Genomic DNA, 24130 nt, shown 5'->3' on the forward strand with positions numbered 1-24130 from the left:
TCAACACCTCCGGCCAAAAGCCAAAAGTGTTACCCATGTGTCCGGTACAAAACGTCACCTATGTCTCGGGTCGCTCACCGTGACAAATGCACGTTCAGGACAGCGGCTTTTTTGGCGATCAGTCCTTCCAGATCCGCGTCCGATCGGGTGGTGCCGGTGCGTTGGCGCAGCAGGGAGATCATCGCGCTCATCGAAAGCGGGGCGGTTTTTTGCTGAATCAGGATCGCGTCCACCGCGCCGGCAACGTCGGGGCCTTCCGCTGGTGCTCTCATGGTCGGATCCTTTCTGTCCAGCTCCGCCTCGGTGCCGCCGACCGATCCTCTGATGCCGCGGTCAAAGACGACGGCCAACCCGTTCTTGACGGCGAGGGCCGCGACCATGTCGTCGAGTTCGTGGTCCGAAAAGCTGCGGTCGGAAGGCGTGGGTTTCAGGATTCTGTGAATCACCCTGGCGGCCTGGTCCGTCGAAACATAGCCGAAGCGCTGTTTTCTAGCTTCGACATATTGTTCGATGATCATGTCAAGCCGGCGGGCTGCAATGTCCTTTGATTGCTGCATCGGAACCTCCTCGGGTCGTCATGGCGCGCAGGAGCAGCACCTAAAGAGATAGGGCCGCCCGGAAGAACATCAAACATGAGAAATGACGCATCTGCCGATGGCGGAGGAACGATCGCGCCGCTGATGCATTTTTGCCTTTGACCAGCTTATTGAGGGAACGCAGGCCAATGAAGATCGCCCATATCGCGCCGCTGTATGAATCCGTGCCGCCAAGGCTCTATGGAGGCACCGAACGCATCATCTCCTATCTCACCGAAGCTCTGGTCGGGCTCGGCCACGATGTAACGTTGTTTGCCAGCGGCGATACCAGGACCTCCGCCCGGCTGGTCGCGTGCCGGGAACGGGCGCTGCGCCTCGATCCCCGGCCGTTGAAGTCGGAGATCGCGGCGCATCTTTCGATGCTCGAGGAAGTCAGGAGACAGGCCGACGATTTCGACATTCTTCACTTCCATCTCAGCCACTTCCTGCATTTCCCGTTTTTCCGCCATATGCCGGAGCGCACGGTGACGACGCCGCATGGCAGGCTGGACTATGTGGATCTGGCACAGGCCTATGAGCGGTTCCCGGGTTTTCCGATGATTTCCATTTCACGCAGCCAGAGGACGAGGCTCGCGTCCGCCAACTGGTTGGCGACCATCCATCATGGGCTGCCGCTCGATCTCTATAGGCCGGATTTTGAAGCCGGCTCCGACGGCACATATCTGGCGTTCCTCGGCAGGATGTCGCGCGACAAGCGGCCGGACCGGGCGATCGAGATTGCCAGGCGCACGGGCCTGAGGCTCAAGCTCGCGGCCAAGGTGGGCGACGGCGACCGGGCCTATTTCGAGGAGGTCGTCCAGCCGCTGATCGATGGCGATCGCGTCGAATATGTCGGCGAGATCAGCGAGGACCAGAAGAGCAGGTTTCTCGGCAATGCCGCTGCCTTGCTGTTCCCCATCGACTGGCCCGAGCCTTTTGGTCTGGCGGTAATCGAGGCGATGGCCTGCGGAACCCCTGTCATGGCTTGGAGCTGCGGCGCCATGCCCGAGATCATCGATCACGGTGTGACCGGCTTCGTCGTCGAAACCCTCGAGGATGCCGTCGCCACCATGCCGGCCCTGCTTCAGCTCGACAGGCGCCGGATAAGGGCCGTTTTCGAAGGACGGTTCTCGGCCGACCGCATGGCGCGCGACTATGTCGCCACCTATTCACAGGCGATCGACACTCAACAAATCAGGGCTTCCTAGTACAGTGCCCCGTTCAGAAACAAGCACGGGACAGTCTTCTTGACCATCACCCAACTTGACGAGCGCAAGCTTGATCCCGCAATAGCCCTGGCCTCCCTGGACGAAACCGCGCCGAGGGAACCGCACCGGCTCTTCGCACTCAAGCATGGCGACTGCTTCGCCGTCGCCGATTCCTATGGCGACATACGCGGTGTGGGCGACGGCTTCTTCCGCGACGACACGCGCGTGCTTTCCGAATTCCGCCTCGCGGTGGGCGGTCGTTCGACGTCGTTGCTGGGCGCATCGCTGAGCCAGGACAATGTCCTGTTCACCTCCAACCTGACCAATCTGCCTATAGAGAGTGCCGGCGGCCGTCCCATCCCGCAAGGAGCGATCCACATCGAGCGTGTCAGGCTGCTGTGGGAGGACCGGCTGTATGAGCGCCTGACCCTTTCCAACTACAGCCAGGAACATTCGACCGTCCTGCTTTCGCTGCGCTTCGCCGCCGATTTCCGCGACATGTTCGAAGTTCGTGGCTCGACACGCGCCAAACGAGGCACCGCCCATACCGCCGAGATGGACCAGAACTCGGTTCTGCTTCGCTATGAAGGCCTGGACAAGGTGGTGCGTACGTCGACGATATCGTTTTCGCAGAAACCGGACGAATTGACCTCCGACCGTGCGGATTTCTTCATTGCAGTCACCAAACGCAGCCGCAAGACACTGTATGTCGAGGTCGGCAGCGAAATGGCCGATGTGCCCGACCGCGACCGGTTTCGCGCCGCGGCGGCGCGCGCGCGTTTCGGCATGCGCGCCAAGCGCCGCCATGGCGCGACGCTGCACAGTTCGGGCAGGGTGTTCAACGACTGGATGGAGCGCGCCCGTGCCGATGTGGCGCTGCTCACCACCGAACTTGCGACCGGCCCTTATCCCTATGCCGGCATTCCGTGGTTCTCGACGGCCTTCGGCAGAGACGGCGTGATCTCGGCGTTGCAGATGCTCTGGCTCAATCCCGGCCTGGCGCGCGGCGTGCTTGCCTTTCTTGCGCAACATCAGGCAACCGAAACCTCGCCCTTCAGCGACTCTCAGCCCGGCAAGATCATGCATGAAACGCGCAAGGGTGAAATGACGGCCCTAAGCGAGTTGCCGTTCGGCCGCTACTATGGCGGTGTCGACACCACCCCGCTCTACGTTCATCTCGCCTGCGCTTACGCGGACCGCACCGGCGACATGGTCTTTATCGACGGCCTGTGGCAGTCGCTATGTGCAGCCGCCGAATGGATCGAGGCGGCAAGCGCTTCGACCGGATTCGTCACCTACCGGCGTGCGGCGGAGTCAGGCCTCGCCAACCAGGGATGGAAGGACAGCTTTGATTCGGTCTTTCATGCGGACGGTCGTATCCCGAAGGGCCCCATCGCGCTGGTCGAGGTGCAGGGCTACGTCTTCGCGGCGTTCCAGGGGCTGGCGAAACTGGCTCGCCGGCGAGGCGAGACAGAAAAGGCGGAAGCCTGGGAAAGGCGGGCCGAAGAGATCCGCCAGCGGGTTGAAAGCCATTTCTGGATCGAAGAGCTGGGTTATTACGCGCTGGCGCTCGATGGCGACGGCCGGCCATGCGAGGTGCGCACATCCAATGCCGGACATCTGCTCTATGTGGGGCTTCCGGATCCGGATCGGGCGCGGATCGTCGCCGATCAGTTGCTGTCGGCTTCTTTTCACTCCGGCTGGGGATTGAGGACGCTCGCCGACGACGCAATATTCTTCAATCCCATGTCGTATCACAATGGCTCCATCTGGCCGCACGACACGGCGATATGCGCGGCAGGCCTTGCGCGGTACGGCATTCGCGACAATGTGGTGCGGCTGATGAGCGGGACGTTCGAATCCGCCGTCCATTTCAACATGCGCCTGCCCGAACTCTTCTGCGGCTTCACCCGCGCACCGGGCGAGGCGCCGATCGCGTATCCGGTCGCTTGCCTGCCGCAGGCCTGGTCGGCAGGTTCCGCCTTCATGCTGATGCAGGCCTGTCTGGGCCTCCATATCGACGGCTGGGCCGGCGAAATCCATGTCACAAGGCCACGCCTGCCAATCGGCATCGACAGCCTGGTGATCCGCCATCTCGCGGTGGCGGGCACGGCAGTCGACCTGACGTTCCAGCGGGTAGGAGACCGTGTGGGCGCGTTCCTGGCCGACCGCCATGAAGGGTTGGCGCCTTTGATCGTGCGCAGCTAAAAACCGGAACCATCACCGGCGACGTGCGTTGCACCATCTCCCCCGCGGAGAGGCGCGACCTAGGCCGGAGCAATTCACATCGATGCCAGACAACAATTTTGACTTCCTCCACTCTGCCTCCGCTCTATGGTTCGTCATTCTTGCCAGCCTCTGCGTTTCCCTTGTTGCCTTGGTGATTTCCGCGCTGCGATCCCGCCGGACCCCGCCGGAACCGGCGAATGTCGAGCCTCCACCGGCTCGTGTCGTATTGCGGGAGTTCGAAAAGAATGGCCATTCCGCCGACGCGGCGCTCGTCAACTGGTCGCCCTCGACGCTGCGCGAAATCCTGGCGAAGGAACTGCCGGATGCGCAAGTGATCGTCGTCTCCAACCGCGAGCCCTACATTCACAATCTCAGGGATGACAATGTCGACCTGGTTGTGCCGGCCAGTGGACTTGTCTCGGCGCTGGAGCCGATCACCCGTGCCTGCGCGGGAACCTGGATAGCCTATGGCGGCGGCTCGGCGGATCATCTCGTCGTCGACCAGAACGACCGCATCGAGGTCCCACCTGAGAACCCATCCTACACGTTGCGCCGTGTCTGGCTGACCGACGAGGAACAGCAAGGCTATTATCTGGGCTTTGCCAATGAGGGTCTCTGGCCCCTGTGCCACATAGCCTTTACGCGGCCCGTCTTCCGCACGTCCGACTGGGAAACGTACGAAGCCGTCAATCGCAAATTCGCCGATACCGTCGTTGCCGAAGCGCGGAACGAACGCCCGATCGTCCTCGTCCAGGACTATCATTTCGCGCTGCTGCCGCGAATGATCCGGGAACGCCTGCCCGATGCGATCATCATCACCTTCTGGCACATTCCGTGGCCAAATTCGGAAGTCTTCAGCATCTGCCCCTGGCGGGAAAAGATCCTGGACGGCCTGCTGGGGAGCTCTATCATCGGCTTTCATACGCAGTTCCACTGCAACAACTTCATCGAGAGCGTCGACCGCTTCCTGGAAAGCAGGATCGAGCGCGAGGATTCGGCGATCTCCTATGGCGGCCAGACCAGCCTGGTCCACGCCTATCCGATCTCGATAGAGTGGCCGCCGGCTCAACTCGGGAAATTGCCCGCCATCGCGCAGTGCCGCGCGCGAATTCGCGAAAAATTCGGGCTGGCGGACAATGTCAGCCTCTGTGTCGGCGTCGAGCGCCTCGATTATACGAAAGGCATTCTCGACCGGTTTCATGCATTGGACGAACTGTTCAAGCAACACCCGGAGTGGATCGGCCAGGTGGCCTTCCTGCAGATCGCGGCGCCAAGCCGTGGAACCTTGCCGGCCTACCAGCAACTGCACGAGGAATGCCTGCGTTGCGCGGCGGAGCTCAACGAGCGTTATGGCCGGGACGGCTACACGCCTGTCTTGATGGTGGCTGAACACCATTCCCAGGAGCAGGTCTACGAAATCTACCGAGCCGCCGATGTCTGCATGGTGACCAGCCTGCACGACGGAATGAACCTGGTCGCCAAGGAATTTGTCGCCGCACGCGACGACGAGCAGGGCGTGCTGATGCTCAGCATGTTTGCCGGCGCTTCCAAGGAGCTTCTCGAGGCACTGATCGTCAATCCTTACGACGCGACGATGATGGCCGAGGCGTTGCTGCAGGCATTGACCATGGTGCCCGCCGAGCAGCGCCAGCGCATGCAGCGCATGCGCGAGATCGTCCGCGACAACAATGTCTATCGCTGGGCGGGCAGCATGCTTCTCGACGCCGCCCGCTTGCGCAAGCGAATCGCGATCGACCCCGCCGGGCCGGGCTCCGTTGCCGCGGCCAATGTGATATCGCTGCTTGATCGCAAACGGGTCGCGGCGCTGTGATGTCGGGATCGGCAAATCTGTCCGTGCCGACCGTCCCGCAAGGCCGATGGGCACTCTTCCTGGACATTGACGGTACGCTTCTGGAACATGCCGCGCATCCCGACGCGGTGGTCGTCGGTGATGCGTTGCGAAGCATGCTGACAAGGCTGGACGGGCGTCTGGCTGGCGCTCTGGCTTTCATTACAGGAAGATCCGTTTCCGCCGTCGACCGGCTCTTCCAGCCGTTGCGCCTGCCGGCTGCGGGTCTATACGGCCTGGAGCACCGGCTTGTCCGTGACGGGCCCGTCGAGGCGGCCGACGAGCCCGCCGACATTGCCGCGCTTGCCGAGGAAATCGAGGCGGAACTGGACAATGTGGACGTCTATATCGAGCGCAAGGGCCCGATCCTGGCCATTCATACGCGTGCGGCGCCGCAGTTGCTGCAACGGGCGACGCAACTGGTCGAACAGGCCCTGGAGCGGCTTCCGCGAGGATATCGGGTTCTTGCCGGCAATGCCGGGGTGGAACTGATGCCGCTCGAGGCGGCCAAGGGAGCGGCAATCAGGCGTTTCTGCGAGTTGCCGGCTTTCCGGGGGCGGATTCCCGTATTCCTCGGAGACGACACGTCGGATGAGAACGGCTTCGAAGCCGTCAATGAAATGGATGGCATTTCGGTCCGCATCAAACCGCAAGGGAAAACCGTGGCGCGCCACGCGCTGGCCGATGTCGGCGAGACCCTGGCCTGGCTTGAATCCCTATGTCACGACCAATCGGGCACTGGCCGGTTTGAGGAGGCGGTCCAGCCCACTGTCCGGCAGAGTTGAGGCCGCAAAACGCATTTTGCGCCTTTGAAGAACGGGTTTCAGGAGTTGATCAATGATCCAGTTCACCAGCCTCATCCACGAGATCATGCCTGCGTGGCTCCGGCGGCGTTCGCGCCGGCGCATGCAGGACACCGAGACAACTTTCGATCCCTCGCGTCCTGAAGACGCCGATGCCGTCTGGCGAAAGGCTGTCGAGAGGGACCTGTTCGGCGCAAACACGCCCGACTATACCGAGACCGAACAGAAGAAACGCGATCACCACTGACGGAGGCTGTCAGCCTTCCGCGAAGACCAGCGAGACATTGCCGCCGGCATGCCGTTCGAGCCGGCCGGCGAGGTCGAGCTCCAGGAGCACCATGAACACCTGCGCCGGATGCAGGCCGGTGTGGCGGATGATCTCGTCGATCGCCACCGGCGTCGGGCCGAGCGCTTCGGTCACCCTGGCGCGGTCGTTTTCGCCGGGTGGCGGCGTGGCCGAGAAATCGGGGGGATCTTCAAAGGGCGGCAGTTCGGGGGCCCGCAAACCGGTCAGCGGCGCGATTGCCCTGTGAATGTCGGCGGCTTCGGTGACCAAGGTGGCACCGTCCTTGAGCAGGCCATTGGTGCCGGCGGCGCGTGGATCAAGCGGCGAGCCGGGTACGGCGAAGACCAGCCGGCCCATTTCGCCTGCGAGCCTGGCGCTGATCAGGGATCCGGAACGCTGCGCCGCCTCGACCACCACCAGACCGACTGCCGCGCCCGCGACGAGGCGGTTGCGGCGCGGAAAATCCTGCGCACGCGGCTGCCAGCCGAACGGCATCTCCGAAATGATGGCGCCGCCGCGCTCGACGATCTCGTCGCACAGGCCGGCATTCTCAGGCGGGTAGGGCAGATCGAGGCCTCCGGCCAGCACGCCGATCGTGCCGGTCGAGAGGCTGCCCTGATGTGCTGAAGTGTCGATGCCGCGCGCGAGGCCGGAGATGATGGCGTAACCGTCGCGGCCAAGGTCGGTCGCCAGCATGCGCGCCATCTTGATGCCGGCGAGCGAGGCGTTGCGGGCGCCGACGATAGCCACCGCGGGCAGCCGGAACACCGCGCCTTCGCCTTTCACCGCCAGCAGCGGCGGCGGATGGTCCATGTTTTTCAACAGGGCGGGATAGTCCGGCTCGCCGATGCCGACAAAGCGGGCGTCTGCCCGCCTTGCGGCCTCCAGTTCCGCTTCGGCCTCGGCGATCGAGGGAATGCGGGCGACCCTGATGGCGCCGCCCGAAATCATCAGTTCCGGCAGCATTTCCAGCGCGACTTCGGCCGAACCGAAGCGGTTGATCAGGTCGCGAAAGGAGGCAGGACCTACATTCTGGGTGCGGATCAGCCGCAGCCAGCTCAACCGCTGCCGGTCGCTGAGGCGCGGTCCGGCGAGCGGCTTGCTCACTCCTTCGCCCCGATTTTGCCCTCGGTGCCGGCAAGCAGGCGTGAAATGTTGGCCCGGTGCTTGATGAAGACGATCAGGCTCATCACGACGAACAATGCGGCAATCTGCGGTGTGCTCAGGAAATAGAGGGCGATCGGCACGGCGACCGCGGCCGTCAGCGCTGCAAGCGAGGAGTAGCGGAACAGGAATGCCATGGCCAGCCAGACGATGGCGAAGATCAGCGCCACCTGCCAGGCAAGGCCGATCAGCACGCCGAGATAGGTGGCCACGCCCTTGCCTCCCTTGAATCCGAGCCAGATCGGGAAGAGATGGCCGAGGAAGGCGCCAAGGCCGGCCCAAGCGCCGAGTTCGGGCGCGAAATGGCCCGCGATCAGCACCGCGGCCGTGCCCTTCAGCGCGTCGAGCAGCAGCGTGGCCGCGGCAAGGCCCTTGTTGCCGGTGCGTAGCACATTTGTCGCGCCGATGTTGCCGGAGCCGATCTGGCGCACGTCGCCAAGCCCTGCCGCACGGGTCAGCAGAAGCCCGAACGGAATCGAGCCCAAGAAATAGCCGAGCACCAGCGCCGGGATCAGGTTGTAAGTCATTGTTCCCCCCGCATTTCCCCCTGACGGGCTGAATCCGGCGCGATGCGCCGCCGCCCGCTCAGACCGAGAACACTGTGCGGCCCGCCACCAGCGTTTGCAAGACCTTGCCTTGCAGGCGCGCGCCTTCGAAACAGGTGTTCTTCGAGCGCGAGCGGATGCCGCTTTCGCTGACGATCCAGGGTTCATCCAGATCGACAAGCGCAAGGTCCGCGAGAGCGCCGGGCTTGAGCGTGCCGCCGGGCAGGCCGAACAGCCGTGCCGGCGCCGTGGACAAGGTCTCGATCAGCCGCAACAACGGCACGTCGCCATTGTGGTAGAGCCGCAAGGCCGCGCCCAGCAACGTTTCCAGCCCGATGGCGCCGGCTGCCGCGTCGGCGAAGGGCAGGCGCTTGGTGTCGACGTCCTGCGGATCGTGCGAGGAGACGATGATGTCGACCGTGCCATCCCTGATCGCTTCGATCATCGCCAGACGGTCTTCCTCGGCGCGCAGCGGCGGCGTCAGGCGGAAGAAGGTCCGGTATTCCCCGACATCGTTTTCGTTGAGTGACAGATTGTGGATCGATACGCCCGATGTGACGGTCGCGCCGTCGGCCTTCGCGCGCGCCACCGATGCCGCCGCCATCGCCGTCGATATCTTTGCCGCGTGGTAGGAACCGCGCGTCAGGCGCGCCAGGGCAAGGTCGCGCTCCAGCGGGATGGTTTCGGCCTCACGCGGAATGCCGGAAAGTCCTAGCCAGCTGGCGTAGAGTCCCTCGTTCATCACGCCCGACGACGCGAGGTCGGCATCCTGGGTCTCGTGCACGATGGTTGCGCCGAAATCGCGGGCATAGGTCAGCGCCCGGCGCATCACCAGCGCGCTTGATATGGTGTGGCGGCCGTCGGTGAAGGCGGCGGCGCCGGCCTCTCGCAGCAGGCCGAATTCGGTCATCTCGCGGCCATCGAGGCCCTTGGTGATGGCGGCGGCCGGGAAAATATTCACGATTGCCGTGTCCTTGGCGGTGCGCAGCACGAATTCGACCAGGGCCACATTGTCGATGACCGGATCGGTATCGGGCATCATGACGATCGAGGTGACGCCGCCGGCAGCCGCGGCGACACTTGCCGACGCGATCGTTTCGCGATGTTCGCCGCCCGGTTCGCCGATGAAGACGCGGCCGTCGATCAGGCCTGGAATCACCGCCTTGCCGGCGCAGTCGACGATGGTGGCGCCCTCGGGCGCCCCCTGGTTCAGCGCAGCCTTGCCGGCGGCGGCTATCTTCTTCCCGTCGACGATGACCGTCCCGGTCTCGTCTACGCCGCGCGAGGGGTCGATGATGCGGGCGCGCTCGAACACCGTAATGGTCATGCGCCGCGGCCCTCATGGTTGCGGCGCGGATCGAGCAGCGCTTCCATCACCGCCATGCGCACGGCGACGCCCATCTCGACCTGTTCCTGGATGACGCTCTGCGGGCCGTCGGCGATTTCCGAAGCGATCTCGACGCCACGGTTCATCGGGCCCGGATGCATCACCAGCGCATCGTCTTTCGCGGCCTTCAGCTTCTCGGCGTCGAGGCCGAAATAGCGGAAATATTCGCGCACCGAAGGCACGAAGGCGCCTTCCATTCGCTCGCGCTGCAGGCGCAGCATCATCACCACGTCGGCATCTTTCAGGCCCTCGGCCATTGAGCCGGTGACGATCACACCCATCCTGTCGATGCCCGCAGGCAGCAGCGTCGAGGGTGCGACGACGCGCACCTGCGCGCCGAGCGCATTGAGCAGCATGATGTTGGAGCGGGCGACGCGCGAATGCAGGATGTCGCCGCAGATCGCCACGATCAGTTTCGACAGCGGACCCTTGGCGCGACGGATGGTCAGCGCGTCAAGCAGCGCCTGTGTGGGGTGCTCGTGCGCGCCGTCCCCCGCATTGACCACGGAGCAGCCGACCTTCTGCGCCAGGAGGGCGGCCGCACCGGCCGACTGGTGGCGGATGATCAATATGTCGGGCCGCATGGCGTTCAGCGTCATGGCCGTGTCGATGAGCGTCTCGCCCTTCTTCACCGAGGAACTCGCCACCGACATGTTCATGACGTCGGCGCCGAGACGCTTTCCGGCCAGTTCGAACGACGACTGCGTCCGCGTTGAGGCTTCGTAGAAAAGGTTGATCTGGGTGCGGCCGCGCAGTGTCGAGGTTTTCTTCTCGGATTGCCGCGAGATCGCGACAGCCCGGTCCGCCCTGTCGAGCAGAAGCTCGATGTCGGCGGGGGAAAGATCGCGGATGCCCAGAAGATGGCGGTGGGGATAGAGTGGCAGGGACGAAGCGTCGGTCATCTCAAGGGGCTGCTATAGGGTGGACGTTCCATGGCTGCAAGCGCCAGCTTTGGATTGCGGCCGTTCTCCCCGGTATTTTCGTCGCGAGCCTTGGGCTATATCTAGCCGATGGCTCCGGATTCGTAGCCGCCTGGCAGTAAGGATGAAGCGTGACCGACGACGTGACGAACCAGCCGCCGCCGCTGACAGGCGGCAACGCCTGGCGGGGCGATCCGTTGCTGATCCAGCTTGCCGAGCGCTTTTCCGATCCGGTGCGCAAGGATCTCGACGGGCTCGGCCGCTTCGTGCTGACGCAGGAGGCCCAGGAACTGGCCCGCCTCGCCAATGTCGAAACGCCGAGGCTCAGGACGCATGATCGCCAGGGCCGGCGCATCGATCTGGTCGAGTTTCACCCCGCCTATCACGCTTTGATGCGCCGTTCCGTAGCCAACGGGCTGCACTCCTCGGTCTGGGAGAACGGCGATGCCGAGATCGGCCGCCGCCATCAGGTGCGCGCGGCCCGGTTCTACCTGACGGCCGAACTCGAGACCGGACATCTGTGTCCCATCACCATGACCAGCGCTTCGCTGGCAGCGCTGATGGCGAGCCCGAAACTGTTCCGCGAGTGGGCGCCGCGCGTGACGACGCGCAAATACGATCAGAGCCAAAAGCCGCCGGTCGAGAAGACCGGGCTTACGCTTGGCATGGGCATGACCGAGAAACAGGGCGGCACGGATGTGCGCGCCAATGTGACGAAGGCCGAGCGCGTCGGCAGCGGCTTCTATCGCCTGACCGGCCATAAATGGTTCATGTCGGCGCCGATGTCGGATGCATTCCTGGTGCTGGCGCAGGCGCCGGAGGGATTGTCGTGCTTCCTCGTGCCGCGCGTCCTTGGCGACGGCTCGGGCAACGGCTTCCGTTTCCAGCGCCTGAAGGACAAGCTCGGCAACCGGTCGAATGCGTCTTCCGAGGTGGAGTTCGTCAACGCGATCGGTGAGATGGTCGGCGAGCCGGGCGCCGGCGTGAAGACGATCATGGACATGGTGACCTTGACCCGGCTCGACTGCGCCGTGGCGTCTTCGGCGATCATGCGGGCGGGTCTGGCCGAAGCCGTTCATCACGCCCGCCATCGCCAGGTGTTCGGCACCAACCTGATCGAGCAGCCGCTGATGCAGCGCGTGCTGGCGGACATGGCGCTCGACGTCGCCGCTGCCACGGCGCTGTCGTTCCGGCTGGCGCGTTCCTTCGACGAGGCGGCGAGCGATCGCGGCGAGGCGGCCTTTGCCCGTGCCATGACGCCGGTCGTCAAATATTGGGTCTGCAAGATCGCGCCGCCGCTGCTCTACGAGGCGATGGAATGCCTCGGCGGCAACGGCTATGTCGAGGAGGCGCCGCTCGCCCGCTACTATCGCGAAGCTCCGGTCAACGCTATCTGGGAAGGATCGGGCAATGTCATGGCGCTGGATGTGCTGCGCGTGCTTGGCCGCGCGCCGGGCCTGTTCGAGGAGGTGCTTGCCGGCATTGATCGCGACCTGGGCGCGGGCGGACGCGGCACCATCGGTGTGCTGAAGGCGGCGATGCAAGTCGCCGCGACCGACGAAGGCTCGGCCCGCCTGCTGACGGAGCAACTGGCGCTGTCGGCGGCGGCGGCGGAATTGCGCCGGTTGGGGGCAGGGCGGATCGCCGATGCCTTCGTCGAGACGCGGCTGGCGGGCCAGTGGCGCAACACCTACGGCATGCTCGATTCGCGCCATGATGCGCGCATGATCATCGACACGCTCTATCCGCCAACCACCTGAGCAGCAGCCATGGACCACGCCTTGGTCATTCCATTGCGCCGTTAACCTTAACAAATGGTTTCCGTTGCGAGGGCTGGCGGCAAAGCCCACTGTCATTCCTGTCGAAGCAGGAATCACGATGCGACAGGTATTGACCTCTTTTCTCGCCTTGCACTGGACGATCGTTTTCGCCCTGCTGGCGATCATCTGCATCGATGGAAACCGCGGCGTGGCCGGGGCGCTTGGGGTGCTGGGCGTGACGATCGAGAGCGCCCGCTTCGTCGATCTCGAAAATGTCGTCGTGGTTGCGCCTCTGGCAACGGCCCTGCTTGTCGTGGCGGTGCTGTTCTTCTGGGCTTTTGTCGAGGCGCTGATCAACAATGCCAGCAATCCGGGCGCCGACAGCGTTGCCCGCATCGCCTTCATCAGCGCTTCCGGCGTGCTGTCGCTGATCTTGGTCGGAGGCGCGGCGCAAGGCATCAACGGGCTGTTCCTGGTCGTCGCCGTGCAATTGGCCGCACTTCTGGCCTCCTATGTCGCCATGCTTGCCGAGCGCCGCACCCTGGCCACATCGGATGAGGTTGAAATCCACGCCACGGCGCACAGCATGGCCAGGGCCGCAGCCCACAATTCGCTGCTTTCGCTGATATCGGGCCGAACCCAGCCGACCCGGAAGGGAGGCCGCTGATGCGTTACATCTTCGCATTGTGGGCGGCTCCGATGGCGCTTTTCTGGGGCTGGTTCTACCTGTCGCTCAACGACATGAATTTCGGCTACGTCATGCTGAGCCGGCAGTTGCATGATTTCGTCTTCCAACTCTACGGCCAGATGCTCGGCATCGACCCGACAATCATTCCCGGCATGGTGGGAAGAGCCTGCATATTCGACGGCCTGCTGCTGCTGGCGATCTGGGCGTTTCGCCGCCGTCGTGAAATCATCGGCTGGATCAGGGGGCGGGCGGCGGTTCCGGTGCAGTTCGAGCGGCTGCACCGAGCGAGCGAAGCCGGTCCAAAACTCCCTGCAGAATAAAGGCGGCGGCGGCCGAATCGATCTTGCCGGCGCGCTTGGCGCGCGAAAAATCCATCTCGATCAGCGTCCGTTCGGCGGCTACCGTCGACAGCCTCTCGTCCCATGGCAGGAAGGGAAGGTCGCTCAAGGCGGCCATGTTGCGTACGAAGGCGCGCGATTTCTGCGCGCGCGGACCTTCCGAGCCGTCCATGTTGACCGGCAGTCCAATCACCACCGCGCCGGCATTCTCCTTTTGCAGCAGATCCAGCAGCACGGCCGCGTCGAGCGAGAATTTTCGTCGCATGATGACCGGGCGCGGATGCGCGAAGGAAAAGCCACGGTCCGAAACGGCGACGCCGATGGTCTTGTCGCCGAGATCGAGCCCGGCAAGCGTCCTGCCGCCGGCCAGCCGCGCCGGCAATTCCTCGATGGTAATGATAGCCAACGGTTTTCCTTTGACCCGACAGCGCCGTCGCGGCGTTTTGAACACGCGAGGACGCCGTAACACTTTGCTCTTGAGCTGACGCCGTTCTATCCTCCGACGGAGCAAAAATCGAGGAACTCGCTGATGAAACTCACTTGGTACGGACAATCCGCCTTCAAGATCGAGGTGGCGGGCGCAAGCATCCTGATGGACCCGTTCCTGAGCGGCAACCCGCTTTGGAAGAAAAGTTGGGAGGGCCCGGCCGAAGGTGTCACCCACGTGCTTTTGACGCATGGTCACGGAGACCATGTCGGCGATGCGCTCGAGATCCTCAAGAAGACCGGAGCGATGCTGGTCGCCAACCCCGAGGTCTGCGGCTATCTCGGCGGCCAGGGCGTCGACCAGAACAATGTCAACCAGGGCAACACCGGTGGCACGGTGGACTGCGGCCCGTTCACGACGACTTTTGTCCAGGCATTGCATTCCTCGTCCTATGGGGACGGCATCTATATGGGCAATCCCTGCGGGCTGGTCCTGCATTTCCAGGACGACAAGACGCTCTATCACATGGGCGATACCGACATCTTCTCGGACATGGCGCTGGTCAACGAGCTGCATGAGCCGAAGATCGGCCTGGTGCCGGTCGGCGACCGCTTTACCATGGGAGGTGCTGTCGCGGCTCTCGCCTGCCGCCGCTATTTCAAGTTCGATGTCGCCGTGCCATGCCACTATGCGACTTTCGGCCTGCTCGACCAGACGCCCGACAAATTCGTCGCCGGAATGGAGGGTTCGGGCGTGAATGTCGTCGTGCCTGGGATCGGCGAGGCGGTCACACTATAAATTGAAAACGGAATTAAACCATGGGCTTGAGGAACTCTCTTTGCGTTTCGATGCTGTTTGCGGCGTCGCCGGCGCTTGCCGCGGACGATTTCATTGAAGGAGTATACCTCAAGTCCGAGGAGCTCTGCGCACAGGCCAGGAAAGATACCCTGCAGACGCTGATCGATGCCGGCAACATCGTGCTGTCGGCCCATGGCCTGCAAGGGGTCGAATACAATTGCGAGTTCTTGCAGATCAGCAAGGCGACACGCTCGCCGAGCTGGGCGGTGACGGCCATTTGCCAGGAGCCGGGCTACGTTTTTCCCGACGTGCTCTCGGTGACGCAGATGAGCCCGACTCGGATCGATCTCGTCTCCGTCCGGCCCATCGAAGACGAGAGCGAGGCGAGCGGCAACAGCGGCAGCTACTATCTGTGCGAGGGCATGGCCCCGCCGTGAGGCCATTTGCCCGATTGTGGGCATGCACATGTTGCGCGCCGCGCGCGGCGCCGCTATAGGCCGGGGCTGGTTTTCCCGAGGCACAAACATGTCCGTTGACGTCAAGACAGTGAAGCGCGTCGCGCGTCTCGCCCGCATTGCGGTGAGCGAGGAAGATGCCGAACGCATGACCGGCGAGCTGAATGCCATACTGGGCTTCGTCGAACAGCTGAACGAGGTCGATGTTTCCGGGGTCGAGCCGATGACTTCGGTAACTCCGATGGGGATGAAGAAGCGCCAGGACGTCGTCACCGACGGCAACAAGGCTGCCGACATCGTCGCCAACGCGCCTGCCACGGAAGAGAACTTCTTCCTCGTGCCGAAGGTCGTGGAGTAACAGGCCGATGGCCATCGAAATCGCAATCGAGACGCCGCTGCAGGACGATGTGCGCGGCTTGGTCGCGGAGCTCAACGAGACGCTGCTCGAACTGACGCCGCCGGAACACTGTTATCACCTGACCGTCGAGCAGATGGCCGGCCCGGACACCACGGTCTTCGTCGCCCGCGACGACGGTTTTGCAATCGGTTGCGGGGCGCTGAAGCGCCATGACGGCGCCGTCGGCGAGGTCAAGCGCATGTACACGCGGCCCACGCATCGCGGCCAGAAAATCGGCGCCAGGATTGTGGAGCGTGTCGAAGCGCTGGCGCGCGAGGAAGGATTGAAGCGTCTGGTGCTGGAGACGGGCGATCGCCATCCTGCCGCCTGGGCTGTCTATGAACGTTCCGGCTTCTCGCGTTGCGGTCCGGTGCTGGATTATCCCGATTCCGAGTGGTCGGTGTTTTACGAAAAGAGCCTTGCCTGATGAGCGACCTGACCCGACTGACGATTTCGCAGGCCCGCGCCAAGCTGCGCGCCAAGGAAATCACCGCGACCGAGATCGCCGACGCCTATCTTGCTGCGATCGAGCGCGCCAATCCGGCGCTCAACGCCTACGTCGTGGTGACCGGCGACAAGGCGCGCGACATGGCCAAGGCCTCCGACGCCAGGCTGGTCAAAGGCGAGGGCGGTGCGCTGGAAGGCATTCCGCTCGGCATTAAGGACCTGTTCGGCACCGAGGGCGTGCACACCCAAGCCTGCAGCCGTGTGCTCGACGGTTTCAAGCCGCATTACGAATCGACCGTCACCTCCAATCTGTGGGCTGACGGGGCGGTCATGCTGGGCAAGCTCAACATGGACGAGTTCGCCATGGGCTCGTCCAACGAGACGTCCTATTACGGGCCGGTGGTCAACCCGTGGCGGCGTTCGCGCGTCGATACGATGGTGATGCCGACCACGCATCAGGGCGATGGCGGCTTCGTTTCGGCCGGCGGCACCAGGACCGCGCGCACCCTGGACAATGCGCAACTGGTGCCGGGTGGCTCGTCGGGCGGCTCGGCCTCCGCCGTCTCGGCTTTCCTGTGCGCGGGCGCCACGGCCACCGACACTGGCGGCTCGATCCGCCAGCCGGCCGCGTTCACCGGCACGGTCGGCATCAAGCCGACCTATGGCCGCTGCTCGCGCTGGGGTATCGTCGCCTTCGCCTCGTCGCTCGACCAGGCCGGGCCGATCGCGCGCGACGTGCGCGATGCCGCGATCCTGCTCAGATCGATGGCCTCCGTCGATCCGAAGGATACGACCTCGGTGGACCGGCCGGTGCCGGACTACGAGGCGGCGATCGGCAAGCCGATCAAGGGCATGAAGGTTGGGATTCCCCGGGAATACCGCGTCGACGGCATGCCGGAGGAGATCGAGGCCCTTTGGCAGAAGGGCATTGCCTGGCTCAGGGATGCTGGCGCCGAGATCGTCGACATCTCCTTGCCGCACACCAAATACGCGCTACCGGCCTATTACATCGTGGCGCCCGCCGAAGCCTCGTCCAACCTTGCGCGCTATGACGGCGTCCGCTACGGCCTTCGCGTGCCGGGCAAGGACATCGTCGAGATGTATGAGAAGACCCGCGCCGCCGGCTTTGGCCGCGAGGTCAAGCGCCGGATCATGATCGGCACCTATGTGCTGTCGGCGGGCTATTACGACGCCTACTATCTGCAGGCGCAGAAGGTGCGCAATCTGATCAAGCGGGACTTCGAGAACGTCTTTGCCGCCGGCGTTGATGTCATCCTGACACCGGCGACGCCATCTGCCGCCTTCGGCATTGCAGACGAGGACATGGCTTCCGATCCGGTGAAGATGTACCTGAACGACATCTTCACCGTCACCGTGAACATGGCGGGCCTGCCGGGCATTGCGGTGCCCGCCGGCCTAGACCCCAAGGGCTTGCCGCTCGGCCTGCAACTGATCGGCAGGCCGTTCGAAGAAGAGACGCTGTTCCAGACCGCTGCCGTCATCGAGCAGGCGGCCGGAACGTTCCAGCCGGAGAAGTGGTGGTAGGATCGTTTCTCATCTAAGGGGTGAGGGATGTTCTTTTATCTTTCGAAAATCTTCTGGTTCTTTATCCAGCCGCTTAACCTGACGATCTTCCTGCTGCTGGCGGGGCTGGTCTCGGCATTTTTCGGCCGCCCGCGGCTGGCAGCCACCGGCGGCGTGCTGGCGTTTTTGGTTCTGGCGCTTTCGGCCTGGACCTCGCTCGGCGCATTGCTGCTCAACCCGCTGGAGGAACGCTTTCCGCGCCCGCCGCTGCCGCAAAAAGTCGATGGCATCGTCGTGCTCGGCGGCGGCTTCGAGGGCGGCATCAATCTGGTGCGCGGCGGTTATGAGCTGAACAGCGGCGGCGACCGGATGGTCGAGACGGCCGTGCTGGCGCGGCGCTTTCCCGACGCCAAGGTGGTCGTCTCCGGCGGCAATGGCGAATTGTTCCTCGACGGCGAGGGCGATGCCGCCACCGCGCCGCGCCTGCTTGGCGCGCTTGGCGTGACGCCGGAGCGCCTGATCCTCGAGGGCAAATCGCGCAACACCTATGAGAATGCCGTCTTCACCAAGGCCTTGATAGCGCCGAAGCCGGGCGAAACCTGGCTGCTGGTCACCTCGGCCTACCATATGCCGCGCGCCAAGGCGCTGTTCGACAAGGCCGGCTTCGCGACCGTCCCCTGGCCGGTCGACTATCGAACGTCGGGAGACGAAGGCATCGGCCTGTTCTGCGACAATCCGGCCGATGCGCTGCAGGCGGCCACCATGGCGATCCGCGAATGGATAGGGCTGTTCGCCTATTGGCTGTCCGGCCGCATCGATCGGCCTTTTCCCGCACCTGGCGGCTGACCGATCACGGCGCGGCGCGCCGCCGAGAAGAACTGGCGCCGCACCAGAACGGCCAGGAGCAGAAGCGTCGACAGCACGAACACCACCGGATCGACGAACCAGCCGAGATAGCCGATCGAAAAGAACACGCCGCGCAGGCCGGAGTTGAAATGCTTGCCTGCCAGCATGTTCATCTGCGCCGCCCTCCACACCGCCGTTTCGGTGACCGGGTTGCGCGAGGCTTCGCCATGTGGGATCGGCACAGCACCGATCAGGATCGAGCAATAGTTGAACAGACGGTAGGCCCAGCCGAACTTGAAGAACGAAAACGCCAGGATCAGCACCAGTCCCAGCACCTTGATCTGAAAAGCCGGGCGCGACGGGGCGCCGCCCAGAGGCAGGGTGCTCAACACCTCGAGGACGCGGTCGGAGGCACCGAGCAAGGCAAAGCAGCCGCCAAGCGCGATCAGGGAGCTGGAGGCGAAGAAGGCGGTGCCTTGCTGCAGGCCACCCATGATGGCTGTGTCGACGATGCGGATCTCACGCTCGGCCATCCGGTGCATCCAGGCTTGCCGCTGCGCATTCATCGCCGTTGTCAGGGACATGCGGCTGACCAGCACACCGTCCGAGGCGAGCGTATGCAAAACCCACGCAATGAGGAAGAACGCCAACGCCGCGAGATCGGCTGTCGAAAGATCGAGGGAATCGCCCATTGGCGAATCCTATCACATCCAGTGCGATTGCTTCGATCGTCCGCGGCACCGACGGATATGTCGCTGCCGGAGCAAACAAGGTCGGCAGGCGCTGCGCCGCGCCGTTCAAAACAGCGGAAACATCGCAGGAGTTCCTATATGTAGTCCCAGAGCGGCTTCGGGAGATTGTGGCGCGTGTTCCTTTCGGTTTTCGACCTGTTCAAGATCGGCATCGGACCATCGAGTTCGCACACGATGGGACCGATGACGGCCGCCCGCCGTTTCCTCGACGAGGTCGCCGGAGACGACTGGCCGCGTCCGGCCGGCGCCAAGGTTGCTCGCATCGGCGCCAGCCTGCACGGCTCGCTCGCCTATACCGGCATCGGCCATGGCAGTGACCGTGCCGTCATTCTCGGCCTTGCCGGGCAGACGCCGCAGACGGTCGACCCTGACCAGGCGGACGGCATTGTCGCTCGCATCACCGCCGACAAGCTGATTTCACCGCCCGGCCACCCCTCCTACCGTTTCGATCCGGCCGGCGAACTGGTGCTCGACCGCAAGACGCCGCTCACCGGCCACGCCAACGGCATGGCGTTTTATGCGTATGATGCCGGCGACCGCCTGCTGCTCAAGCGCATCTATTATTCGATCGGCGGCGGCTTCGTGGTTTCGGAAGAAGAGCTGCAGCGCATGAAAGCCAAGGGTTCGGTGACGACCGAAGGCAAAAAAGTCCCTTATCCCTTCAAGAACGCCCTCGAGATGCTGAAGATGGCTGGCAAGAGCGGCCTTTCCATTGCCGAGATGAAGCGGGTCAACGAGGAAACACAAATGTCGCGCGATGAGCTCGACGCCGGCCTCGACGCCATCTGGGGTGCCATGAAGAGTTGCATCGAGCGCGGCCTGTCGCAGGACGGCATCATGCCGGGCGGGCTGAAGGTGCGCCGCCGGGCCAGGCAATTGCACGACAAGCTGCAGGAGCAGTGGCAGCAGAACCGGCCCAATCCGCTGCTCGCCAATGACTGGCTGTCGATCTATGCCATGGCCGTCAACGAGGAGAATGCGGCCGGCGGGCGCGTGGTCACCGCGCCGACCAACGGCGCGGCCGGCACGCTGCCGGCAGTACTGCGCTACTGGCTGCATTTCCATCCCGAGGCCGACCAGCCCAGCATTCGCGATTTCCTGCTCACGGCAGCCGCCGTTGGCGGCATCATCAAGTCCAATGCGTCCATCTCCGGCGCCGAGGTCGGCTGCCAGGGCGAGGTCGGCTCCGCTTCGGCCATGGCGGCGGCCGGCCTGTGCGCCGTCATGGGCGGCACGCCCGAACAGGTCGAGAATGCCGCCGAGATCGCGCTGGAGCACCATCTGGGCATGACCTGCGATCCGGTCGGCGGGCTGGTGCAGGTGCCTTGCATCGAGCGCAACGCGCTGGGCGCGGTCAAGGCGGTGACGGCCGCCTCGCTTGCCATCAAAGGCGACGGCACCCATTTCGTGCCGCTGGATGCGGCGATCGAGACGATGCGCCAGACCGGCCTCGACATGAACGAGAAGTACAAGGAGACCAGCCTCGGCGGGCTGGCGGTCAATGTGGTGGAGTGTTGAGCCCGCTGGCACTGTGGAGAACTTGCTCAGGCCGTTGACGCATCCGTGCGACGGATTAAATCTTGGGCAATGGCTCTCAACCTCCTAAAGCTCTGCGTCGGCTGCGACAGCGTCGAGGATCTCGAAGAATGGATCGCGTTCCGCCTCGACGAGCGGCGCCGTGCCGGCGAACCGGCCGAGCATTGGCACACCACCCGCATGGTGCCGACGCGCGCCGATGAGGTTACCGACGGTGGCTCGCTCTATTGGGTGATCAAGGGAAGTGTGCAATGCCGGCAGTTGATCACCGAGATCCGGCCATTCACCGATGACGAGGGCATCGGCCGCTGCCATCTGATGCTGGATCCGCAAGTGGTGCGCACCGACTGGCAGCCGCGCCGCGCCTTTCAGGGCTGGCGCTATCTAAAGCCATCGGATGCACCCGCCGATCTCGGCAAGGGCAAGCCGGGGCAGGTCGAAATGCCGCCGAAACTCCGGCGCGAGCTCGCCGATCTCGGCCTGCTCTAAATCACTATCGGCTTGTTCCGAGCAGCCCATTGGCTTGCTCCGGGGCAATCTGGCGGCATGGTCGGCCCGTATAGGCGGACTGCGGTTGCTGGCCCTCAATGTTGCTGTCCGTTGGACTTGCAAGCGTCGCGACAACGCCACATCTTGAAAATCATGAGCGATAGGAACCATCCGGTTTCGATATCTGACGCACTCGCACCGACCACATCGCGCCGCGGCGTGGTGGGATGCGGACCATGTGTCGCGCAAGGTCATGATTGCGGCGCAGAAATAACACCCGGTGGCGGCATGCTCGTGTTCAGGAATAGTCTGGAAAACCGGCCGATCGCCGGGCATTCACGGGGCAGTGGAATATGATAGGCGCGATCATCGCTGTCGTCGCATTGCTGCTGGTGCTGATGGGCCTGGCAACGGCTTTCGTGCGGGCCGACCCGAGCAGGCTGGCAGGCGACATGAGGAAGGTTGGGCCGGTTTTGCTGGCATTGGTCGGCGGCGCCGTGCTGCTGGTCGGGCGCGGCGGTCTCGGCGGCATCATCCTGCTCGCAGCGATCGCCTGGTACGGCTCGATGCGGCTGAACCGGCGAGCCGTGATGCCGGCGCGGAGACGCTCGACCGTACGCACGGCGGCGCTGGAAATGGACCTCGATCACGATACAGGAGGCCTTGAAGGCCTTGTCCTGGCAGGCCGCCATGAAGGCAAGATGCTTGGTGCGATGGGCAAAGCCGAATTGCTGCAGCTGTTTCGCGAACTCTCCGGTGACCCGGAGAGCCGGCAACTGCTAGAGACGTATCTTGACGGCAGATTTCCCGTCTGGCGCAAAAACGCTGAGGCGCACGGTGGCGAAGGGCTGGGTATTGCGCCAGGTCCGGGCGCCATGACTAAGGAGGAGGCCTACAAGGTCCTTGGTCTTGAAGCGGGGGCCGCCGCGGCGGATGTCCGCAAGGCGCACCGCCGCCTGATGCAGCGCCTGCACCCCGATATCGGCGGCACGTCTTTCCTGGCGGCGCGGATCAACGAAGCCAAGGACGTCTTGCTCTCCAATCACGATTAGTCTCCTTCGACGCAGAAATTTTCCGGGAGATATCTTCCACGCCGTCCCTACTGCTGGACGGCGTAGCACTCGATTTTCTTCTTCTTCAGGGCGGTGCAGGCCTTCCAGGCAGCGGTCTTGGAGCCGAAGCCGCCGAAGCGGGCGCGGTAGTAGGTGACGCCGTCCTTGTCGAAGGCGACGGTGAAGCCGGAGGCATCAGCCAGCACCTTGGGCGCCTGCTTGGTGGTCTTGTCGAGGAAGGCCTGGGCTTCGGACTGTTTCGGCGACGAGGCGACCTGAATGGCCCAACCCGACGGCACCGACGCGGTGTTGACCGGGTCGACCGCCGGCGTGGGCTCGGCATAAGCGGAGACCACCTGTGCCGTGGCGACCTTGGGAGCGGAGACGATAACCGTCTTCACTTTCTTTGCCGGAACAACCAGTTTGGGTTCTGCGGCTGCGGTATCGTCGGCGTCATCGCTGTCGCCCTGGGCAACCGTCGCGTCGTCGGCAACGGCTTCGGCCGCGTCATCGGCGCTTGCCACCGCCACCGGCTTCTCGTCCGGAGTTGGTGCGTCGTGCTTGGGCAACAGCACCTTGGCCAATGCCGTCACCGGGTTGCCGCTATCGGCCTTGGCGACCAGATCGCCGCCGCCCCGGGTCGATGCCCGCGGCAGATAGGTGTTGATCAAGGCCGCCATCTGATTGTCGCGGCTGCTGCCCGAGGTGCCGCCCATGACCACGCCGACAATGCGACGGTTGCCGTCGGAAACCGATGAAACCAGGTTGAAGCCCGAAGCGCGGGTGTAGCCGGTCTTGATGCCGTCGACGCCCTTGATGCGTCCAAGCAGGCGGTTGTGGCCGTTGATGCGCTGGCGGCCATAGAGGAAGGAGCGCTGCGAGAAATAGCCGTAATATTGCGGGAAATGTTCGCGCAGCGCGATGCCGAGCGTTGCCATGTCGCGCGCAGTGGTGAACTGGCCGGGATCGGGCAGGCCGTTGGCGTTGCGGAAGACGGTGCCGTTCATACCGAGCTGCCGCGCCTTGGCAGTCATCATGCGGGCGAAGTTGGTCTCGTTGCCGCCGAGCATTTCGCCGAGCGCGGTGGCCGAATCATTGGCCGATTTGGTCACCATCGACAGGATGGCGGTCTCGACCGCCACCGATCCGCCCGGCTTCACGCCGAGCTTCGTCGGCGGCTCTGCCGCGGCATGAGCCGAGAAGACGACCGGCGAGTTCCGGCTGATCTTGCCCTTGGCCAGAGCCTCGAAAGTCAAATAAAGCGTCATCATCTTGGTGAGCGAGGCGGGATAACGCCGGGCGTTGGCATCCGAGGAGTAGAGCACCTTGCCGGTCTTGGCGTCGACCACGATGGCCGCGGACTTCGCGGCGAGCGACGAGGCCGCACTTGCAACAACGATGGTCATCGCCACGGCGATGATCATGACCATTTTGAAAGGGGACGCGGATTTGGAAACGATGCCCGACAACGCCTGACGCACTGATAGTTCCTTTGAATTTCTTGTTGCGCTGGAGGCGGCAAAGGGATCCTGCCTCACTTCCGGGCAAGCTATCGGGGCAGCGTTACCAATCCGTTTATGGTAACCGCCGCGTTCACCATTTTCTGGTGGTTTGAGCCTCTGTTTATTCGAATTTTAGCCATTGCCCACACCGGC

Annotated in this window: 25 protein-coding genes; 17 read left to right on the forward strand and 8 right to left on the reverse strand. The window is 63.9% G+C overall.

Features of this window, described 5'->3' with window-relative positions:
• Positions 1-74: 74 nt before the first annotated feature.
• On the reverse strand, positions 75-518 hold the full coding sequence (locus FJ867_RS22695) for a hypothetical protein (protein ID WP_246675102.1): 444 nt from the start codon (positions 516-518) through the stop codon (positions 75-77).
• 206 nt (positions 519-724) lie between these two features.
• Between FJ867_RS22695 and FJ867_RS22700 the strand changes: the two genes are divergently transcribed.
• The 5 genes from FJ867_RS22700 (at position 725) to FJ867_RS22720 (ending at position 6911) form a co-directional block, all read left to right on the forward strand.
• Positions 725-1783 (forward strand): glycosyltransferase family 4 protein, encoded by a 1059-nt coding sequence (locus FJ867_RS22700; RefSeq protein ID WP_140818675.1) that lies wholly within the window; start codon positions 725-727, stop codon positions 1781-1783.
• A gap of 45 nt (positions 1784-1828) precedes the next feature.
• Positions 1829-3991: an amylo-alpha-1,6-glucosidase gene (locus tag FJ867_RS22705; RefSeq protein ID WP_140498987.1), complete on the forward strand. Its 2163-nt coding sequence runs from the start codon at positions 1829-1831 to the stop codon at positions 3989-3991.
• An 82-nt stretch (positions 3992-4073) separates the two neighbouring features.
• Positions 4074-5843 (forward strand): trehalose-6-phosphate synthase, encoded by a 1770-nt coding sequence (locus FJ867_RS22710; protein WP_140557735.1) that lies wholly within the window; start codon positions 4074-4076, stop codon positions 5841-5843.
• Positions 5843-6646, forward strand: coding sequence for a trehalose-phosphatase (otsB, locus tag FJ867_RS22715; protein WP_140557734.1), 804 nt, complete (start codon positions 5843-5845; stop codon positions 6644-6646). Before FJ867_RS22710 ends, otsB begins: the two co-directional genes overlap by 1 nt.
• A 52-nt stretch (positions 6647-6698) precedes the next feature.
• Positions 6699-6911 (forward strand): hypothetical protein, encoded by a 213-nt coding sequence (locus tag FJ867_RS22720; RefSeq protein ID WP_140498769.1) that lies wholly within the window; start codon positions 6699-6701, stop codon positions 6909-6911.
• Positions 6912-6920: 9 nt separating this feature from the next.
• Here FJ867_RS22720 and dprA read toward each other — a convergent pair whose 3' ends face one another.
• The 4 genes from dprA to FJ867_RS22740 are packed head-to-tail and all read right to left on the reverse strand — an operon-like array spanning position 6921 to position 10948.
• Positions 6921-8057, reverse strand: a complete 1137-nt coding sequence (gene dprA, locus FJ867_RS22725) for a DNA-processing protein DprA (RefSeq protein WP_140818677.1) — start codon at positions 8055-8057, stop codon at positions 6921-6923.
• Positions 8054-8641 carry a glycerol-3-phosphate 1-O-acyltransferase PlsY gene (gene plsY / locus FJ867_RS22730; RefSeq protein WP_140515331.1) on the reverse strand — a complete coding sequence of 196 codons (588 nt, stop codon included), beginning with the start codon at positions 8639-8641 and terminating at the stop codon, positions 8054-8056. Before plsY ends, dprA begins: the two co-directional genes overlap by 4 nt.
• 58 nt (positions 8642-8699) lie before the next feature.
• The gene (locus FJ867_RS22735; protein WP_140557730.1) at positions 8700-9986 is read right to left on the reverse strand and encodes a dihydroorotase; all 1287 of its coding nucleotides are present in this window, start codon (positions 9984-9986) and stop codon (positions 8700-8702) included.
• Positions 9983-10948 carry an aspartate carbamoyltransferase catalytic subunit gene (locus FJ867_RS22740; protein ID WP_140525335.1) on the reverse strand — a complete coding sequence of 322 codons (966 nt, stop codon included), beginning with the start codon at positions 10946-10948 and terminating at the stop codon, positions 9983-9985. The genes FJ867_RS22735 and FJ867_RS22740 overlap by 4 nt, the downstream gene beginning before the upstream one ends.
• Before the next feature lie 149 nt (positions 10949-11097).
• Here FJ867_RS22740 and FJ867_RS22745 point away from each other — a divergent pair, with 149 nt between their 5' ends.
• The 3 genes from FJ867_RS22745 to FJ867_RS22755 all read left to right on the forward strand — a co-directional run bounded on the left by FJ867_RS22745 (position 11098) and on the right by FJ867_RS22755 (position 13734).
• Positions 11098-12726 (forward strand): DNA alkylation response protein, encoded by a 1629-nt coding sequence (locus tag FJ867_RS22745; RefSeq protein ID WP_140557729.1) that lies wholly within the window; start codon positions 11098-11100, stop codon positions 12724-12726.
• Between the two features lie 118 nt (positions 12727-12844).
• On the forward strand, positions 12845-13393 hold the full coding sequence (locus FJ867_RS22750; RefSeq protein ID WP_140557727.1) for a hypothetical protein: 549 nt from the start codon (positions 12845-12847) through the stop codon (positions 13391-13393).
• Positions 13393-13734, forward strand: coding sequence for a DUF6105 family protein (locus FJ867_RS22755; protein WP_140656324.1), 342 nt, complete (start codon positions 13393-13395; stop codon positions 13732-13734). Before FJ867_RS22750 ends, FJ867_RS22755 begins: the two co-directional genes overlap by 1 nt.
• Here FJ867_RS22755 and ruvX read toward each other — a convergent pair.
• Positions 13652-14158 carry a Holliday junction resolvase RuvX gene (gene ruvX / locus FJ867_RS22760; RefSeq protein ID WP_140656321.1) on the reverse strand — a complete coding sequence of 169 codons (507 nt, stop codon included), beginning with the start codon at positions 14156-14158 and terminating at the stop codon, positions 13652-13654. The two genes, FJ867_RS22755 and ruvX, sit on opposite strands and share 83 nt — an antisense overlap.
• 123 nt (positions 14159-14281) lie before the next feature.
• On the opposite strand from ruvX, the gene FJ867_RS22765 reads away from it, so the two are divergent.
• The 6 genes from FJ867_RS22765 (at position 14282) to FJ867_RS22790 (ending at position 18646) form a co-directional block, all read left to right on the forward strand.
• A complete protein-coding gene (locus FJ867_RS22765) occupies positions 14282-14977 on the forward strand; it encodes a metal-dependent hydrolase (protein ID WP_140656318.1) in 696 nt (231 codons plus the stop codon).
• Between the two features lie 20 nt (positions 14978-14997).
• On the forward strand, positions 14998-15414 hold the full coding sequence (locus FJ867_RS22770) for a hypothetical protein (protein WP_140818679.1): 417 nt from the start codon (positions 14998-15000) through the stop codon (positions 15412-15414).
• A gap of 88 nt (positions 15415-15502) precedes the next feature.
• On the forward strand, positions 15503-15790 hold the full coding sequence (gene gatC, locus FJ867_RS22775) for an Asp-tRNA(Asn)/Glu-tRNA(Gln) amidotransferase subunit GatC (RefSeq protein WP_140498745.1): 288 nt from the start codon (positions 15503-15505) through the stop codon (positions 15788-15790).
• Positions 15791-15797: 7 nt separating this feature from the next.
• On the forward strand, positions 15798-16256 hold the full coding sequence (locus FJ867_RS22780; protein ID WP_140633217.1) for a GNAT family N-acetyltransferase: 459 nt from the start codon (positions 15798-15800) through the stop codon (positions 16254-16256).
• Positions 16256-17821 carry an amidase family protein gene (locus tag FJ867_RS22785; protein WP_140818681.1) on the forward strand — a complete coding sequence of 522 codons (1566 nt, stop codon included), beginning with the start codon at positions 16256-16258 and terminating at the stop codon, positions 17819-17821. Before FJ867_RS22780 ends, FJ867_RS22785 begins: the two co-directional genes overlap by 1 nt.
• 27 nt (positions 17822-17848) lie before the next feature.
• Positions 17849-18646, forward strand: coding sequence for a YdcF family protein (locus FJ867_RS22790; protein ID WP_140818682.1), 798 nt, complete (start codon positions 17849-17851; stop codon positions 18644-18646).
• Here the strand turns inward: FJ867_RS22790 and FJ867_RS22795 are convergent.
• Positions 18595-19338: a DUF599 domain-containing protein gene (locus tag FJ867_RS22795; RefSeq protein WP_140498738.1), complete on the reverse strand. Its 744-nt coding sequence runs from the start codon at positions 19336-19338 to the stop codon at positions 18595-18597. The two genes, FJ867_RS22790 and FJ867_RS22795, sit on opposite strands and share 52 nt — an antisense overlap.
• Positions 19339-19512: 174 nt before the next feature.
• Between FJ867_RS22795 and FJ867_RS22800 the strand changes: the two genes are divergently transcribed.
• From FJ867_RS22800 to FJ867_RS22810, 3 genes are all read left to right on the forward strand, one after another.
• Positions 19513-20916, forward strand: a complete 1404-nt coding sequence (locus FJ867_RS22800) for an L-serine ammonia-lyase (protein ID WP_140818684.1) — start codon at positions 19513-19515, stop codon at positions 20914-20916.
• A 69-nt stretch (positions 20917-20985) separates the two neighbouring features.
• Positions 20986-21423, forward strand: coding sequence for a DUF1489 family protein (locus FJ867_RS22805; RefSeq protein ID WP_140498734.1), 438 nt, complete (start codon positions 20986-20988; stop codon positions 21421-21423).
• Positions 21424-21776: 353 nt separating this feature from the next.
• Positions 21777-22475, forward strand: coding sequence for a DnaJ domain-containing protein (locus FJ867_RS22810; RefSeq protein WP_181165338.1), 699 nt, complete (start codon positions 21777-21779; stop codon positions 22473-22475).
• Between the two features lie 47 nt (positions 22476-22522).
• On the opposite strand, the gene FJ867_RS22815 is transcribed toward FJ867_RS22810, so the two are convergent.
• Positions 22523-23956, reverse strand: coding sequence for a D-alanyl-D-alanine carboxypeptidase (locus FJ867_RS22815; RefSeq protein WP_140818686.1), 1434 nt, complete (start codon positions 23954-23956; stop codon positions 22523-22525).
• Positions 23957-24130 lie beyond the last annotated feature (174 nt).

Origin of the sequence: Mesorhizobium sp. B2-5-3, assembly GCF_006441005.1 — a bacterium.
Lineage (GTDB): Bacteria > Pseudomonadota > Alphaproteobacteria > Rhizobiales > Rhizobiaceae > Mesorhizobium.

What these genes read in the sequence shown, in the direction of transcription:
- FJ867_RS22695 (WP_246675102.1), bottom strand. Translation starts at nt 518, where the DNA reads ATGATCATCGAACAATATGTCGAAGCTAGAAAACAGCGCTTCGGCTAT.
- FJ867_RS22700 (WP_140818675.1), top strand. Translation starts at nt 725, where the DNA reads ATGAAGATCGCCCATATCGCGCCGCTGTATGAATCCGTGCCGCCAAGG.
- FJ867_RS22710 (WP_140557735.1), top strand. Translation starts at nt 4,074, where the DNA reads ATGCCAGACAACAATTTTGACTTCCTCCACTCTGCCTCCGCTCTATGG.
- otsB (WP_140557734.1), top strand. Translation starts at nt 5,843, where the DNA reads ATGTCGGGATCGGCAAATCTGTCCGTGCCGACCGTCCCGCAAGGCCGA.
- FJ867_RS22720 (WP_140498769.1), top strand. Translation starts at nt 6,699, where the DNA reads ATGATCCAGTTCACCAGCCTCATCCACGAGATCATGCCTGCGTGGCTC.
- plsY (WP_140515331.1), bottom strand. Translation starts at nt 8,641, where the DNA reads ATGACTTACAACCTGATCCCGGCGCTGGTGCTCGGCTATTTCTTGGGC.
- FJ867_RS22735 (WP_140557730.1), bottom strand. Translation starts at nt 9,986, where the DNA reads ATGACCATTACGGTGTTCGAGCGCGCCCGCATCATCGACCCCTCGCGC.
- FJ867_RS22740 (WP_140525335.1), bottom strand. Translation starts at nt 10,948, where the DNA reads ATGACCGACGCTTCGTCCCTGCCACTCTATCCCCACCGCCATCTTCTG.
- FJ867_RS22750 (WP_140557727.1), top strand. Translation starts at nt 12,845, where the DNA reads ATGCGACAGGTATTGACCTCTTTTCTCGCCTTGCACTGGACGATCGTT.
- FJ867_RS22755 (WP_140656324.1), top strand. Translation starts at nt 13,393, where the DNA reads ATGCGTTACATCTTCGCATTGTGGGCGGCTCCGATGGCGCTTTTCTGG.
- FJ867_RS22765 (WP_140656318.1), top strand. Translation starts at nt 14,282, where the DNA reads ATGAAACTCACTTGGTACGGACAATCCGCCTTCAAGATCGAGGTGGCG.
- FJ867_RS22770 (WP_140818679.1), top strand. Translation starts at nt 14,998, where the DNA reads ATGGGCTTGAGGAACTCTCTTTGCGTTTCGATGCTGTTTGCGGCGTCG.
- gatC (WP_140498745.1), top strand. Translation starts at nt 15,503, where the DNA reads ATGTCCGTTGACGTCAAGACAGTGAAGCGCGTCGCGCGTCTCGCCCGC.
- FJ867_RS22780 (WP_140633217.1), top strand. Translation starts at nt 15,798, where the DNA reads ATGGCCATCGAAATCGCAATCGAGACGCCGCTGCAGGACGATGTGCGC.
- FJ867_RS22785 (WP_140818681.1), top strand. Translation starts at nt 16,256, where the DNA reads ATGAGCGACCTGACCCGACTGACGATTTCGCAGGCCCGCGCCAAGCTG.
- FJ867_RS22790 (WP_140818682.1), top strand. Translation starts at nt 17,849, where the DNA reads ATGTTCTTTTATCTTTCGAAAATCTTCTGGTTCTTTATCCAGCCGCTT.
- FJ867_RS22795 (WP_140498738.1), bottom strand. Translation starts at nt 19,338, where the DNA reads ATGGGCGATTCCCTCGATCTTTCGACAGCCGATCTCGCGGCGTTGGCG.
- FJ867_RS22805 (WP_140498734.1), top strand. Translation starts at nt 20,986, where the DNA reads ATGGCTCTCAACCTCCTAAAGCTCTGCGTCGGCTGCGACAGCGTCGAG.
- FJ867_RS22810 (WP_181165338.1), top strand. Translation starts at nt 21,777, where the DNA reads ATGATAGGCGCGATCATCGCTGTCGTCGCATTGCTGCTGGTGCTGATG.